Source organism: Marinobacter nanhaiticus D15-8W (assembly GCF_036511935.1).
GTDB lineage: Bacteria > Pseudomonadota > Gammaproteobacteria > Pseudomonadales > Oleiphilaceae > Marinobacter_A > Marinobacter_A nanhaiticus.
In genome coordinates this window covers 109319-123716 of the sequence record NZ_AP028878.1, presented here as the reverse complement: position 1 = coordinate 123716, position 14398 = coordinate 109319, and the positions used below count along the sequence as shown (strand labels likewise).

The 14398-nt window shown below is 60.6% G+C and carries 13 protein-coding genes; 2 read left to right on the top strand and 11 right to left on the bottom strand.

The window, feature by feature from the left end; translation table 11 throughout:
- Nucleotides 1-41: 41 nt before the first annotated feature.
- The 11 genes from RE428_RS00550 to RE428_RS24390 all read right to left on the bottom strand — a co-directional run bounded on the left by RE428_RS00550 (nucleotide 42) and on the right by RE428_RS24390 (nucleotide 10838).
- Nucleotides 42-677: a response regulator gene (locus RE428_RS00550; protein WP_004579503.1), complete on the bottom strand. Its 636-nt coding sequence runs from the start codon at nucleotides 675-677 to the stop codon at nucleotides 42-44.
- The gene (locus RE428_RS00545) at nucleotides 670-2430 is read right to left on the bottom strand and encodes a PAS domain-containing sensor histidine kinase (RefSeq protein WP_169334051.1); all 1761 of its coding nucleotides are present in this window, start codon (nucleotides 2428-2430) and stop codon (nucleotides 670-672) included. The genes RE428_RS00550 and RE428_RS00545 overlap by 8 nt, the downstream gene beginning before the upstream one ends.
- Before the next feature lie 96 nt (nucleotides 2431-2526).
- Entirely contained in the window at nucleotides 2527-3588 is a 1062-nt protein-coding gene (locus tag RE428_RS00540) for a protein-glutamate methylesterase/protein-glutamine glutaminase (RefSeq protein ID WP_004579505.1), read from the bottom strand.
- Nucleotides 3585-4082, bottom strand: coding sequence for a chemotaxis protein CheD (locus RE428_RS00535; RefSeq protein ID WP_004579506.1), 498 nt, complete (start codon nucleotides 4080-4082; stop codon nucleotides 3585-3587). Before RE428_RS00535 ends, RE428_RS00540 begins: the two co-directional genes overlap by 4 nt.
- Complete coding sequence (locus RE428_RS00530; protein ID WP_004579507.1) at nucleotides 4079-4918, bottom strand: CheR family methyltransferase; 840 nt, start codon at nucleotides 4916-4918, stop codon at nucleotides 4079-4081. Before RE428_RS00530 ends, RE428_RS00535 begins: the two co-directional genes overlap by 4 nt.
- Nucleotides 4905-5459 (bottom strand): chemotaxis protein CheW, encoded by a 555-nt coding sequence (locus RE428_RS00525; protein ID WP_004579508.1) that lies wholly within the window; start codon nucleotides 5457-5459, stop codon nucleotides 4905-4907. Before RE428_RS00525 ends, RE428_RS00530 begins: the two co-directional genes overlap by 14 nt.
- A 9-nt stretch (nucleotides 5460-5468) precedes the next feature.
- Entirely contained in the window at nucleotides 5469-7100 is a 1632-nt protein-coding gene (locus RE428_RS00520; RefSeq protein ID WP_004579509.1) for a methyl-accepting chemotaxis protein, read from the bottom strand.
- 69 nt (nucleotides 7101-7169) lie between these two features.
- Nucleotides 7170-9353 carry a chemotaxis protein CheA gene (locus RE428_RS00515; protein ID WP_004579510.1) on the bottom strand — a complete coding sequence of 728 codons (2184 nt, stop codon included), beginning with the start codon at nucleotides 9351-9353 and terminating at the stop codon, nucleotides 7170-7172.
- Nucleotides 9350-9670, bottom strand: a complete 321-nt coding sequence (locus RE428_RS00510) for an STAS domain-containing protein (protein WP_004579511.1) — start codon at nucleotides 9668-9670, stop codon at nucleotides 9350-9352. The genes RE428_RS00515 and RE428_RS00510 overlap by 4 nt, the downstream gene beginning before the upstream one ends.
- Complete coding sequence (locus RE428_RS00505; protein WP_004579512.1) at nucleotides 9667-10035, bottom strand: response regulator; 369 nt, start codon at nucleotides 10033-10035, stop codon at nucleotides 9667-9669. The genes RE428_RS00510 and RE428_RS00505 overlap by 4 nt, the downstream gene beginning before the upstream one ends.
- Nucleotides 10036-10106: 71 nt before the next feature.
- On the bottom strand, nucleotides 10107-10838 hold the full coding sequence (locus tag RE428_RS24390; RefSeq protein ID WP_421930573.1) for a methyl-accepting chemotaxis protein: 732 nt from the start codon (nucleotides 10836-10838) through the stop codon (nucleotides 10107-10109).
- 721 nt (nucleotides 10839-11559) lie between these two features.
- On the opposite strand from RE428_RS24390, the gene RE428_RS00495 reads away from it, so the two are divergent.
- Together RE428_RS00495 and RE428_RS00490 are read left to right on the top strand one after the other, a co-directional pair.
- Entirely contained in the window at nucleotides 11560-13149 is a 1590-nt protein-coding gene (locus tag RE428_RS00495; RefSeq protein WP_004579514.1) for an oleate hydratase, read from the top strand.
- A 71-nt stretch (nucleotides 13150-13220) separates the two neighbouring features.
- Complete coding sequence (locus tag RE428_RS00490) at nucleotides 13221-14282, top strand: NAD(P)-dependent alcohol dehydrogenase (protein WP_004579515.1); 1062 nt, start codon at nucleotides 13221-13223, stop codon at nucleotides 14280-14282.
- Nucleotides 14283-14398: the final 116 nt, after the last annotated feature.

The window sequence follows — 14398 nt, the reverse complement described above, 5'->3', positions numbered from 1 at the left end:
AAATTTGTCATGACTGAATTCCACGGCAGAGGTCGCAGTGTTCACGATAGAAGCCCATGGTTCATGGCGTAGCGCACGAGATCTGAAATCCCCTTGGCGTCCATCTTTTCCATAAGGCGGGCCTTATGGGTACTGACGGTCTTGGCGCTGACATACAGCTTCTCAGCGATATCGCTGACGGTCATGCCCTGGACGAGATCGATGAAGACCGCATATTCGCGCTGGGTCAGGCGATTGTGGGGCAGATCTTCCGAATGCCCGATCAACGCATCCCGGGCCAGCTTGTGGGCCAGTTCAAGAGGAATATAGATCTGACCCCGGGCCACCTGTCGCAGGGCGTCGAGCAGCTCACCCGGTGGGCGGGTCTTGGTAATGAAACCATGGGCCCCGGCGCGAATGGTCCGGGTGGCATAGAGTTCTTCCTGATGCATGCTCAGCACCAGCACACGAAGGTTGGGCATTCGACGCAGGATGGTTTCGATCAGTTGCAGGCCGGAACAGCCAGGCATCGTCATATCCATAAGGAAGACAGTGGGTTCGCAGCCGGGGATCTCCCGCAGGGCCTGATCGCCATCCGACGCCTCTCCCACCACTTCCATGTCTGGCGCGGAGGTAATCAGCGAACGCATGCCTTCACGTACGATACTGTGGTCATCTGCGATATAGACGCTAATCATTTCCATACCCCGTAAGCGGCAGCGTAACCAGTACACGGGTGCCGGTTCCAGGGCTGGACTCTACCGACAGACCGCCGCCCAGCATGGCAACTCGCTCGCGCATGCCCACCAGCCCAAACCCCTCGTGGTTCCTCGTGCCCGGGTCGAAGCCTACGCCATCATCCTCGACAACCAGCTTTGCCCGGTGCGGCGTTTCTTCGTAGTCAATGGTGACCGCCGCCGCATTGGCGTGGCGGCTGATATTGGTCATGCACTCCTGCAGAATTCGATACAGCACCGTTGCCGTCTCGCCCGTCGTGCGACTGCCATCAACCAAGCGCTTGTGCCAACGAATATCAATGCCCTCCCGTCCTGCACAACGATCAAGAAACCATTCCGCAGCAGATTCGAATCCAAGGTCGTCCAGCATGGCCGGTCTCAGGTTCGATGCGATTTCCCGAACCTGGCCAATGGTCGAGTCCACCAGACGGACCAGTTCCTGCAAACGCCGTATGTGCCCGGTTGGCAACTCGACGTTGTCTGCAATCGCGACACCCAGATCGAGCTTAAGTGCCGTCAGGGTCTGGCCCAGCTCATCATGAAGATCGCGCGCTATACGTAGACGCTCCTTCTCCAGCATGCTGTCCTGGGCCTTATAGAGACGCCTCAACTCCTCCCTCGACCGCCGCAACTCAAGTTCCCGCTGTTTTGCCTCTGTGATATCCCGCTGGACGGAGGCAAAGTACTCCTTTTCCCCGGGCGTTCGCGCGGGGATATGGACAATCTCGATTTCATTCCAGAACGGCGTGCCGTCCTTACGATAATTCACCAGCTCTTCCCGGACGGGCTGTCTCTCCTCGAGCGCAGCCCATATGCGATCAAGGCGCGCCAAATCAGTGTCGGGGCCATGGAGTATGCGGGCTGACCGCCCTACGAGTTCGTCGGGACGGTAGCCGGTAATGGATTCGACACTTTCATTGACGAAAACGATAGCGGGCCCGGGATCTTCTCTCGGCCCCGTCTCCGTAATCAGGATGACATCCTGGACCCGCGCCATCGCGGCGCTGAGTAAGCGGCGGCTTTCCTCCAGCCGGTAGTGCTCTGTCCGGTCACGGGCAATACCAAACACACCAACTACATGGCCGTCGACGAGAATGGGTACATGGGTGACATAAGCGTGAACGGTTCGACCATCCCGATGTATCACGCGACACCTGATACTGGACGAGTCACCGCACAACACCGCCTCGAGACTGCTTCGTATGCGATCCTGGTCATCGGGATCGGCAAAATCGACCCAATGGCTGTGCTTCAGTTCGTCCGTCGCTATGCCCACCATATGCAGGGTACAGCGATTGGCATCGATAAAGCGGCCTTCGACATCGAGACTGAACACCGCGTCCGGATTTTCGTAGAACAATGACCGAAAGCGCTGCTCACTCAGGGCCACGCGTTCGGAAAGCTCACGAAACTCGGTGATGTCGGTTAACTTGATGACCAGTCGGTCTGCTGGATCGGCGCGACCGGCAACCGCCAAACGATAACGTCGGCGACCGATAAGGGCCTCCAGTTCGCGGGTGTTGCCTGCGTGTTCACCATTGCCAAGAAGGTGTTTCAGGTATCGGGCCGCGCCGGCATCAAGCGTTTCCGGCAACGAGTCCCCCAATTGCAGTTGATCAACGAGGTGGCGGGCCATCTCATTCAGGTCGTGGATGTAGCCCTCCCTATCTACCTGAACCATCGCTCCAGGCATGGCATCCAATGCACTCATCATTACCCTCAGTCGTGGTGACGGTATTGAAAATGCCTGTGAATTCCCTTTCTTGAAGCTTCGTACATGGGACGCCTTCATGCAACCTGTCGCGACGTGTTAGCGGCCACGCTGAATAATGGCCTCCGCCATCGCGGGCAAAGGCAGTATTTCTGCGGCTGCTCCGCGCTCGATGGCCTCCCGGGGCATGCCGAAGACGACGGAGGTTTCCTTGTCCTGCGCGATGGTATGGGCGCCGGCATGGCGCATGGCCAGCAAGCCGTTGGCGCCATCATCCCCCATGCCTGTCATGATGATGCCCAGGGCATTGCGTCCCGCGATGCTGGCGACCGAACGAAATAGCACATCGACCGACGGCTTGTGCCGATTGACCCTTGGGCCATCCGTCACGCCAACCCGATACTGCGCCCCGCTCCGTCGCAGTTGCATATGCAGCCCGCCCGGCGCGATCAGGACCAGTCCCGGCAACACCCGATCGCCATCGACCGCTTCACGCACCTCACAACGACAGATGTGGTTCAGCCGCTCGGCAAAGGCAGCCGTAAATTTCTCCGGCATATGCTGGACGACGACGATGCCGGGGCAGTCGGCCGGCAGCTGGGTCAGGACCGCTTCAAGGGCATGGGTGCCGCCCGTAGAGGTGCCCAGCGCCACCACCTGGTCAGTCGTTCGGCTCAAGGGTATAGCGGGCGCCTTGGTGGGCGACACGTCCTGAGCCGGTCGACTTGCCGGCACTTTTGCTGTCACCGGTGCAAGACGCGCCCGCGCTGCGGCCTTAATCACCTGGACCATGTGCTGGGAGCCGGATTCCAGAAAATCCTTCAGCCCCACCTTGGGCTTGGTAATGACATCCACCGCGCCGGCGGACATGGCCTGCAGCGTGGTGTCGGCCCCCTTCTCAGTGAGCGTGGAACAGATCACCACCGGCGTAGGCCGCTCCTGCATCAGTTTGCGCAGGAACGTAATACCGTCCATGCGCGGCATTTCCACATCCAGCACGATGACGTCCGGCCAGTCCTTCTGCATTTTTTGCAACGCAAACAGGGGGTCAGGCGCCGAGCCCGATATCTCGATCGCCGGATCCGCCGCCAGGATCTGCGCCAGTACCTGCCGCACCACTGCGGAATCGTCCACGATGAAGGCCTTGATGGTCCGGTTCATGCCACATCCTCGCAGTCGGCACCGTTACCATGGCGAACCCACACACTGCCATCCGCCAATTTGAATATCAGCTGTCGATAACGGTTGCCGCCCAGGCTATGCGACTTCACCCGCAAGCCGTGGCGTGCGATCAACGCGTGCGCCGCCTTTATATTTCTCGAAGCTACGGTTTCGTCCCTGGTATCGGCCCCGAACATGTCCGCGCCGCCAAACAGCTTGGCCTCATAGTCTCCGGGTTGGTCACCGTGGCGAATGATTTCCTGCACCAGCAATTGCAGGGCGTCTTCACCATAACGACCATTGAGGGTTCTCCCCTCGACATTCGTCCCAGGCAGCATGTAGTGGCACATGCCGCCTCGCCGGTAGCGCGGGTGCCATAGAGAGACCGCCACACAGGAACCCAAAATAGTGCGGATCCGCGTGTGCTCGTCACCGAAATACCAATCGCCGGGTTGCAGGAAGATATCGATGCCGTTCCCCAGTTCCACAATCATGCGCTCGCCCTGTAGACCGAGGGCATGACCGCCTGCAAACCTTCCTGTAAACCATTAAGTGTCTCCGAGTGGCCAACGATGAAGTAGCCACCCGGCTTGAGCTGTGCCTGGAGCCTGGCAACGATCTGCTTCTTCGTTTCGGCATTAAAGTAGATCATCACGTTGCGCAGGAAAATCACGTCAAACATCCCCACCTCAGGCAGCCTGGTATTCAGGTTGATCTGCTGGAAATTCACCCGGGATCTCAACGCCGAATCGACCATGAACGTGCCGTCGGCCTCGCCGATGCCTTTCAGGCAATGGCGCCGCAGGCAATCCCGGGGGATCTTTTGCGCCCGTGCCATGGGGTAACGCCCGGACCGGGCCCGGTCCAACACCTGGGTACTGATGTCCGAGGCGAGGATGTCCCAGCCTGTCGCACCCAACCCATCCGCGAGCACCATGGCTGCGGTATAGGGCTCTTCGCCGCTGGAACAGGCTGCACTCCACAGCCGGAATGGCTTATGCCGGGTATGGCCCGGCAGGATATGGTCTCGCAGGAAATCGAAGTGCCGGGGTTCGCGGAAGAAGTAGGTTTCGTTGGTGGTCAGCAGATCCACCGCGATCTGTTTTTCCGCCGGGTCGCGCCGCAGATACTGCGAATACTCGCCATAGCTACCCAACCCCAGCACCTTGAGCCGCTTGGCCAGCCGGCCAGCCACCATCACCCGCTTGCTGGCCGGCATGTGGATGCCGGCCTCTGCAAAGATCATGCGCTGGAATTCCCTGAACTCGGCTTCGCTCATGGTGGACAGGGGCGAAGCCAGGCCCGGTGCACGAATTTCAGCTATCGTCATCGACCAATCCATCCACCACGCTGGCCAATTCAGCCATTTCTCCAATGTCGAGCACATGCTGGACGTCCAGCAGGATAACGAAACGCCCCTGGACCTTACCCATACCGGCAATGAAGTCCGGACGGATGCGGGCACCGAAGCTGGGCGCCGGTTCGATTTCCGCCGGAGGAATTTCCAGGACTTCGGAGACCGAATCAACGATCACACCGATCTCCTGCAGGCTCTCTTCATCATTAGCCGCATGGGCACTATCGATCTCCAGGATCACGATACAGCTGCGCCGGTTGATGACACTCTCACCGCGCCCAAAGCGGGAGGAGAGGTCGATGACCGGCACCACGCTACCCCGCAGGTTGATCACCCCGCGCACGAAGCCGGGCATCATCGGCACTGTGGTGAGGCTGCCATACTCGATGATCTCCCGGATATGCAGGATGCCCACTGCGAACATTTCCTTGCCAATCTGGAAATTCAGGTACTGATGCTGATCTCCGGACACCTCCCCGACGAGGGAACTGTCCATGGTGTTCGCCTGTTTCATGCCTGCCTCCTAGAACCGCACGTAGGCGGACTCGTCGACCCACTCGCTGCCGTTGTGGCCAGCTTTCAGGCTTTCCTTGGGCTTGATGGCGGCTTTCGGCTGCTTCGGTTTGATGACCGACTGGCTGCCGTGATCGTCGTTAACCCGGAAGAATGCCATGGCCTGCTGGAGCTGTTCCGCCTGGGAGGACATTTCCTCGGAGGTGGCCGCCAGTTCTTCTGAGGCCGAGGCGTTCTGCTGGGTAATCTGGTTCAGTTGTTCCATGGCGCTGTTGATCTGGTCCACACCGGTGGACTGCTCGCTCGAAGCCGCAGCAATTTCCTGCACCAGGTCTGAGGTCTTCTGGATCGACGGCACCATTTCCGTCAGCAGTCGGCCGGCACGTTCAGCCAGCTCGACGGATGAGCCCGCCACTTCGCCGATCTCCTGGGCAGCCACCTGGCTGCGTTCCGCCAGTTTGCGCACCTCAGCCGCGACCACGGCGAAGCCTTTGCCATGCTCGCCTGCCCGAGCCGCTTCGATAGCTGCGTTGAGCGCCAGAAGGTTGGTCTGGTAGGCAATGTCGTCGATGATGGAGATCTTCTCGGCAATGCTCTTCATCGCCGTCACGGTCTGGGTGACGGCCTCACCGCCTTCCACTGCTTCTTTCGAGGCTTTGCTGGACATGCCATCGGTGACACGGGCGTTCTCGGTGTTCTGCGCAATGGACGCCGTCATCTGCTCCATGGACGCGCTGGTTTCTTCGACACTGGCCGCCTGTTCGCTGGATGCCTGGGACAGGGACTGACTCGTCGCGCTGACTTCTTCAGACGCGGAGGCCAGGTTGTCGGCGCCGGCACGGACTTCAGAGATCACTTGCGACAGTTTTTCCACCATGCGTTGCATGGCGACCATCATCTGGCCTACCTCATCGCGACTGCGCGGCGTGATGCTGACAGTCAGATCCCCTTCCGCCAGCTTGACGGTGGCCGCCATGGCTTCCCTGACTGCGCCGGTGATGTTGCGCGCGATCAGCACCGCCAATACCACACCGATGAGGATGCTGACGACCAGCAGGGCGACCACCGCAATTTGGGCCGCAGAATAGGCCGCGCCGGCATCCGCGCTTGCCGATTTGCCTTCGTCGATATTGTGCTGAACGATGCCTTTGATAATGTCGCTGATCTGGTTGAACGTCGACCGCGAAGCACCACGATAGAAAGCCAGGGCATCGTCGACGCGTCCCTGACGCGAGATGTCCACGAGCCTATTGTGCTCACTAAGATAGTCATTCCACGCGTCGCTGAATCGCTGGTAATTCGCCTTCGCTTCGGACGAGACCAGGAGCCCCTCGAAGACTTCGCGAACTGAGGCGAGCTTCGCGCGGTAGCCATCGGCCTTTTCCTCGACCTCGGCGCGTTCCTGACCGGAGTCAGAAATGATGTACTCGAGCTCGGCACGGCGGAAATCGCTGACCAGAGCGTCCATGGTTTGCGCCAATTCAACGCCAGCCATGCGCCTGCCTGCCAATTCCTTGGTTGAATCGTTCATGGTGGACATTTGCATCAGGGCGTAGACACCCGTTGCAAGGAACAACAACAGGACAACGCCGAACGCGCCCATCAGCTTGTTGAAGATTTTCATGTTGGTAAACACACTCATCGGGTTAGCCCCTCTAACTTCGATTTGATCGGTTGTGGTTGCATTGCTTGCGGTTTGGGTCACAAGGGGCTAAACCCTCTGGCCCTGTTTAAACATTCGCCGCGGCTGCAGCATCTGCTGCTCCCGCTGGCTGATCTGCGGGATCAGCGCCGGTACGTCCAGGATCAGCGCCACCTGGCCACTGCCGAGAATGGTCGATCCGGACAGTCCCTTGAGGTGCGCAAAGATGCCGCTCAGGGGTTTGATGACCGTTTGCTGTTCACCCAGTAATTCGTCCACCACCAAGCCGACTTTCTGACCGCCATGACGCACGACGATGATGTTCTGCCGCCGCGACGGCACTCCAGAGAGCCGGAAATGCTCGCGCAGACGAATCAGCGGCAGCACTTCCTGCCGCAGGTTGACGTAGTGGCGGTCCTCGTCCTGTTGCAACTCCACGGCATTCAACTCGGTGCACTCCACCACCAGTTCCAGCGGCACGACGTAGGTGGCTTCGCCGACACGGGCGAGGAAGCCGTCGATAATCGCCAGGGTCAGCGGCAGACGGATACGGAATGTGGTACCACCGGCCACGCCCGGGGAGACGACTTCCACCATGCCGCGCAGGGCTTCGATGTTGCGTCGCACCACATCCATGCCTACACCACGGCCGGACAGGTTGGTGACCTGGTCGACGGTGGAGAAACCGGGCTCGAAAATAAGCTCGAACACTTCGCGGTCGGACAGGTCCGCGTCGGCCTTCACCAGCTCGCGCTCGATAGCCTTCTTCAGGATGCGGTCCCGGTTCAGGCCGCCGCCGTCATCGCTGACTTCGATGACCACGGCGCCCGACTCGTGATAGGCGTTCAGGTGTACCGTGCCCTGGGTCGGCTTACCCTTGCCCTCGCGCACGGCGGGCGACTCGATACCGTGGTCACAGGCATTGCGTACCAGGTGGGTGAGCGGGTCGCCGATCTTCTCGACAACGGTTTTGTCCAATTCGGTATCGGCACCGGTGATATCCAGTTCGATATCCTTGCCCAGCTCCGCAGCCACATCACGCACGGTGCGCTGGAAACGCTGGAAGGTGTCGCCGATTGGAACCATGCGCAGGTCCAGGGCGCTGTCACGAATATCCTCGACCAGCAAGTTGAGGTTGGCCGCTGTTTCCCGCGAGGCGGCATCGCCGCTACGCAGGGCATCCAGGTTGACCGCAGCGGACGATATGACCAGCTCGCCAACCAGGTTGATCAGGCGATCGAGCTTGTCGGCCTGGATACGGAAATGCTGTACAGGCTTCTTGCTGCGGCGGGCCTTCACCTGTTGCTGCTTGGCCAGGGCGGCGTCTACCTGGCCCTGTTCGACGGCGCCCTGTTCCACCAGGATTTCGCCGATGGGTCGGCTTCCCTGCATCACCTTGCCGAAGTCCTGCAATTGCAGGCACTGGGCCAGGGCGGATTCGCTCAGTACGCCGGTCGCCACCAGAATCTCGCCCAACCGCTCAGGGCCTTCGGGCAACGCTTCCAGCAACGCCATGAATTCGTTCAGTGAACTGCCCGGCGGGACCAGGTGTAGTTCGTAGAGATCGCCGGCAAACTCGAACACGTCCTCGATGGCAGCCTGGCCGGCATCGGTCTTCAGATCGATTTCGAAACCCAGGTAGCAGGCCTCCGCGTCGAAAGCGTCAGGGGCCGGCAGGTTGTCCTGCAGCGTGGTAACGGAAACCAGCTCGCCCAGCGTGCCGAGAAAACGGATGAAACCCAGTGGGTCCATGCCGTGGCGCAGGGCGTCCTCATTAACGCGAATGGAGATATGCCAGGTACCTGTCGCAAGACTGCTATCGGTTTCCGCTCCGATGCCGCTGGTGGCCCCGGGCACCTGGGCAGACAGGGACTGGTAGGGCTCCAGTTCGGACAGCAGTTCGTCGCCTGTCGGCTTCAGGTCGTCGGCATCGGCCGGGTTCAGCACCTCGACCAGCAGGCTGATATGGTCACGGCAACGCAGCAGCAGGTCCGCCAGCGCGCTGTCCAGCTCGATCTCTTCGGCCCGCAGCCGGTCCAGTACGTTCTCCACCACGTGGGTAAAGTTCACGACGTGGTCAAGGCCGAACATGCCGGCCGAGCCCTTCACCGTATGAACACAGCGAAACAGGGCATTACGCAGTTCCTCGGCATCGCCGGGGTTCGACTCCAGCTCCAGCAGGATCCGCTCCATGTCCGAAAGCAGCTCGCGGCTCTCGTCCAGGAAGGTCTGTAGGGCCTGATCCATATTCATCGCTGGCTCTCCATCGCTGGAAGTAGCTCTGCCTTGGGCGCGACGCCAGCGAGGGAAAGCATGTCCCATACCGGCTGGCTGTAGTTGAGCACTTCGATAGCTTCATCACGGGGCGTGCGCAGGCGCTTGGCCAACAGCAGCAATTGCAGTCCGGCGGTATCGAGCTCGGTGACGCCGGACAGATCGATGTGACGCAGCTTGCCGGTATCGAAGGCGTTACGCAGGGCCTCGCTGACTTCACTGGCCTGGTAGATGGTCAGCTCGCCCTCAATCACGAGGCAGCCTTTATCCGCGTCGAAACGCGCCGATCCGTTCATGGGCCCACCAGCTTGGTAACGGCCGCCAACATCTGCTGCGGCTGGAACGGCTTGACCATCCACGCCTTGGCGCCGGCGGCCTGGCCCTGCATCTTCTTGTCCTCAGCGGATTCGGTGGTGAGCATGATTACCGGGGTAAACTTGTACTCCGGGCGGGACTTCACTTCCTTGAGGAAGCTCAGGCCGTCCATATTCGGCATGTTCACGTCGGAGATCATCAGGTGAACGCGCTGACCATTCAGCTTGTTCAGGGCGTCGCGCCCGTCACACGCTTCGATGACGTTGAAACCGGCCCCTTTCAGGGTGAGCGACACCACCTGCCGGATGGAGGCGGAGTCATCAACGATCAGAATACTTTTGCTCATAACAGTTGGACTCGCTTGTCTCTGGTCATGGCCCGGCCAATTGGCCAGGGTGGATTTGTGGCCTTACCGGCTCAGAAAAAGGTGATATCGCCTGCCGCTGCCTGACTGGGCTGCTTGCTATCGTGGGTACTGCGCTCTTCCGCCATGGCATAGGTCGCCTCCATGTCGCGCAGTGCGGTCGCCACATCGAGACTTCCCCGCCCATCGGTCATGCCCGCAGCGACACCATCGATGCTGTCGCGGACATGGCTGAGCATCTGGCTGATGCGGTCCTGGAACTGCAGCTCCACCAGGGAGCCTTCCACATCGGACTGGATGCCGGCATTGGTCTGCCGCAGGGATTCGGCGGACTCCACCAGGCGCTGGGCCAGCCCCTGGAAATCGGCGAGCACCCGTTCGATCGTGGCCTGCGAGGTTTGTACCGCCTCGCTGTCGCGGCCGCGGGAATCCTGGGCAGCCGTTACGGCCGCGCGAATGGCGTCGCCGATGTAATGCACCTTGGTACCAATGCGTTCACCGGTCTCCGCCGACAGGCGGGACAGTTTGCGTACTTCGTCCGCAACCACGGCGAAGCCACGGCCGTGCTCGCCAGCGCGGGCAGCCTCGATCGCAGCATTCAGGGCGAGCAGGTTGGTCTGGCCGGCAATGGTCGCCACGTCCTTGGCCATGTCGTCGAGTTCGTCGACAAAGGTATCCAACCCGTTGATCTGGCCCAGTAGCCCGTCCCGTTCTTCCAGTGACTTGCGCAGGCTGTCGACGACAGCGTTGAGATCCGTGCCGGCTTTGCCGAAGGTGGTGCCCATACCGCCTTCCAGGGAACCGGCGACGTCCGCCGCCATCCCGGTGGAGCGGCTAAGGTCTCCGGCCAGATTACTGAAGCGTCCGGTCAGGCCGACGATGGCCGACTCGGTCTGGGCACGGGCAGTCTCGATGTGCCGGGACCAGGTGGGCAGGAGCTGTTCCCCGGCGGCGGTGACGTTTTCGCGCAGCGTGTACTCATTAGGGGGATAGGCCGTGTTCGTCTCGGCCTGCTGATGAAATACGTTGGCCTGGCGGGACACTAGGCGCCGGACAACAACGGCTGATGCAGCGCTGACCAGCAGCATCGCTACTGCGACGAATAGTCCCGTGGTCAGTACAGGTATGAACACCAGCGCCGCCAGCGCGCTCGCCAGGCCGGGCGCCATGATCGCAGCGCCAAGGTATCCGGTTGGGAAATCAGGTTTCATGGTCAGGTACGGTCCCCTTAGTCTGGACCGTCATGATTCCCTTCCAGCCCGTCTGCAACAATCGGGCGCCACCGAGTTTCGTCTAGGCCGGGGCGCGGTCGCCGTAGTCCTGGGACTACCCCTGCGTCGGCGGCTTTCCAGGCCCGAATACCCCGAAAGATGTAGGTTTGCGGTTGTCTGTCCGGTGGGGCCCTGGACAGTTGGCCCACCATTGACCTCTATCAACATGCGGTGGGGGAGCTTCTTCTAGACTGGATGTCCTGTTTAGCCTGCTATTGGCATGAAGGAGCGTCCCATGTCCCCGCAATCCCCCCGGCTATCCCCTTACGCTTATTTCGTTGGCGGCGGCATCGCCGCCCTGGCAGGCGCCGCCTTCCTGATCCGCGATGCCGGGTTGCCCGGCGAGAACATCGTCATCATGGAAGAGCTGCCGGTTACCGGGGGCAGCATGGATGGCGCAGGCTGCCCGCGGGACGGATACGTCATCCGCGGGGGCCGCATGCTCAACCTCTCCTATCTGTGCACCTACGCCCTGTTCCGCTCGATACCATCCCTCGAGGAGCCGGCAAGGTCGGTCTACGAGGAGATCATGGATTTCAATGCCCGGGTCAAAACACACGCCAAGGCGCGACTGATACGGGACGGACAGATCCTGGATGTCTCGTCCATGAGTTTCAGTGCCGCCGACCGGATCGACATACTCAACCTGCTCACACACGAGGAAGCCCGTTACTACGGCCGCCGCATCGACGACTACTTCTCGCCCGCCTTCTTCCAGACCCATTTCTGGTACATGTGGGCCACCATGTTTGCCTTCCAGCCCTGGCACAGCCTGCTTGAATTCAAACGCTACATGCATCGTTTCATGCATGAGTTCCCACGCATCCATACCCTCGAAGGCGTGGACCGCACGCCCTACAACCAGTACGACTCGATGGTCCTGCCCTTGCTGACATGGCTGGAAGCCCAGGGCGTGAAGATCATGAATCACGCCCGGGTTACCGATATCACCTTCGAACCGACCATTACCGGCAAACGCGCTACGGCAATCCACTACCAGCATGGCGACGAGGCTGCCGTGCAGACGGTCGGCGCCAATGACCGGGTTTTTATTACCAATGGATCCATGACTGAAGGTTCGAGTCTGGGCGGCATGGAACGCCCGCCAACGCTGAACGACAAGCACAGCGGCGGTGCCTGGGCCCTTTGGGAAAAGCTGGCTGACAAGGACCCGGCCTTTGGCCGACCAAAGACCTTTACCGACCACCCACAACAGTCGAAGTGGGAATCCTTCACCATCACCTTCCGCGACACCACGTTCTTTGATCGCATGGAAGCCTTCACGGGCAACACCGCCGGAACGGGCGCGTTGGTGACCTTCACCGACTCCAACTGGCTCTTGTCCATCGTGCTGGCCCACCAACCACACTTCCTCAATCAGCCCAAGGACGTGCAGGTATGTTGGGGCTATGGTCTGTTCCCGGACCAGCCGGGCAACTTTATCCGCAAGCCGATGGCCGAATGCACGGGCGAGGAGATCCTCCGTGAGCTGCTATGTCACCTGCAGTTTGAAGACGACGCCGACACCATCGTCCAGACCGCGACCTGCATTCCCTGCATGATGCCTTTCATCACCAGCCAGTTCCTGGTGCGTGATCCCGGCGACCGGCCGCAGGTGGTGCCGGAGGGCGCGACCAACTTCGCCTTCATTGGTCAGTTCACCGAGATTCCGGACGATGTGGTATTCACCGTGGAATATTCGGTGAGATCGGCGCAGATGGCGGTCTACCAACTGATGGGGCTCGATCTTGAGATTCCGCCGATCTACCACGACCCGCACCCGATCAGCGAAACCATCAACGCCGCCAAAGCCCTGATGAGTTGATAACGCCGACACTGGAAAAGCCAGGCCCAGACACGCCAGACTGAATGCTCACGTGTTGGCAGGAGGTTGGTATGACATTACAGCCCGTTCGCGCAGCCGTAGCCGGCGACAACGGCCGCCCTTTCCGTATGGCCTCGCTCGAGTTGGAGGCACCGCGGCCCGAGGAGGTGCTGGTTCGATTGGTGGCGTGCGGCATTTGTCATACGGACGTCGGCATGACGGCCGGGTGCGCGGCACCCACGGTTTTCGGGCATGAAGGCGCAGGCATCGTGGAGCAGGTGGGGGCGAACGTTTCGAGGCTGGCTCCAGGCGACCCTGTGGTCCTGAGCTTTGATAGCTGCGGCAACTGTTCTGCCTGCCGGGCCGGTATGCCTGCAGCCTGCGATCACTTCATGGCCGCTAATTTTTCCTGCGCCCGACTGGATGGGAGCAACGCCCTGAGCGACGGTGTGAACGGGCACTTTTTCGGTCAGTCCTCCTTTGCCACGTATGCCCTGGCAAGCACTCGAAACGCCATCAGGGTAGACCGCGACCTGCCCCTCGATGTGCTTGCGCCCTTGGGCTGTGGCCTGCAGACCGGTGCCGGGACGGTAGTCCATTCGCTGTCGATCGGCGAGGATAAGAGCCTGGTCATTACAGGTGCCGGTGCCGTGGGGTTGGGTGCGCTGATGGCGGCCAAACGGGTTGGGGCCCGCCCACTTATTGTTGTCGAACCGGTGGAAGAACGGCGCGAATTGGCTTTGGCGCTGGGCGCAGATTACGCATTGACACCCGAAAATGCACTGGAGGGAGGCATTGCCGAACGCCTGGCAGATGGTGCCTCTTTCCTAATCGACACCGCCGGCGATAGTGCCGTCTTCCAGGCAATTCCGGATTGGCTGACCGACGACGGCCAGGTCGCGTATCTCACAGGCGCTGAGGGTGGTGGCCTGAAACCCAGCCAATCCGGCCGCTCGGTGATCCAGGGCGATGCCGATCCCCAACAGTTCATTCCGCAGATGATCGAATGGTATCGGGCCGGAGAATTTCCAGTGGATCGTCTGGTGACCCGCTATGCCTTTGAGGATATTGACCGTGCTTACGCAGATGCCGCAGCGAGCCGGGTGATTAAGGCGGTTTTGGTGATGGGCTAGAAGGTATTGGTGGCGGGCCAAAAACGATAGGCACCTTCGGCGCCTCAGAAGCTGAAGCTTCTGCTACACACTCGAGTGAGCCGCGAAATGTAGCCGATGCTTCAGCTTCGGAGCAG

Coding starts and splice junctions, on each gene's coding strand:
- RE428_RS00520 (WP_004579509.1), bottom strand. CDS start 7,100: ATGAGTGTGTTTACCAACATGAAAATCTTCAACAAGCTGATGGGCGCG.
- RE428_RS00510 (WP_004579511.1), bottom strand. CDS start 9,670: ATGAACGGATCGGCGCGTTTCGACGCGGATAAAGGCTGCCTCGTGATT.
- RE428_RS00540 (WP_004579505.1), bottom strand. CDS start 3,588: ATGAACCGGACCATCAAGGCCTTCATCGTGGACGATTCCGCAGTGGTG.
- RE428_RS00530 (WP_004579507.1), bottom strand. CDS start 4,918: ATGACGATAGCTGAAATTCGTGCACCGGGCCTGGCTTCGCCCCTGTCC.
- RE428_RS24390 (WP_421930573.1), bottom strand. CDS start 10,838: ATGGGCACCACCTTCGGCAAAGCCGGCACGGATCTCAACGCTGTCGTC.
- RE428_RS00525 (WP_004579508.1), bottom strand. CDS start 5,459: ATGAAACAGGCGAACACCATGGACAGTTCCCTCGTCGGGGAGGTGTCC.
- RE428_RS00535 (WP_004579506.1), bottom strand. CDS start 4,082: ATGATTGTGGAACTGGGGAACGGCATCGATATCTTCCTGCAACCCGGC.
- RE428_RS00545 (WP_169334051.1), bottom strand. CDS start 2,430: ATGATGAGTGCATTGGATGCCATGCCTGGAGCGATGGTTCAGGTAGAT.
- RE428_RS00495 (WP_004579514.1), top strand. CDS start 11,560: ATGTCCCCGCAATCCCCCCGGCTATCCCCTTACGCTTATTTCGTTGGC.
- RE428_RS00550 (WP_004579503.1), bottom strand. CDS start 677: ATGATTAGCGTCTATATCGCAGATGACCACAGTATCGTACGTGAAGGC.
- RE428_RS00490 (WP_004579515.1), top strand. CDS start 13,221: ATGACATTACAGCCCGTTCGCGCAGCCGTAGCCGGCGACAACGGCCGC.
- RE428_RS00515 (WP_004579510.1), bottom strand. CDS start 9,353: ATGAATATGGATCAGGCCCTACAGACCTTCCTGGACGAGAGCCGCGAG.
- RE428_RS00505 (WP_004579512.1), bottom strand. CDS start 10,035: ATGAGCAAAAGTATTCTGATCGTTGATGACTCCGCCTCCATCCGGCAG.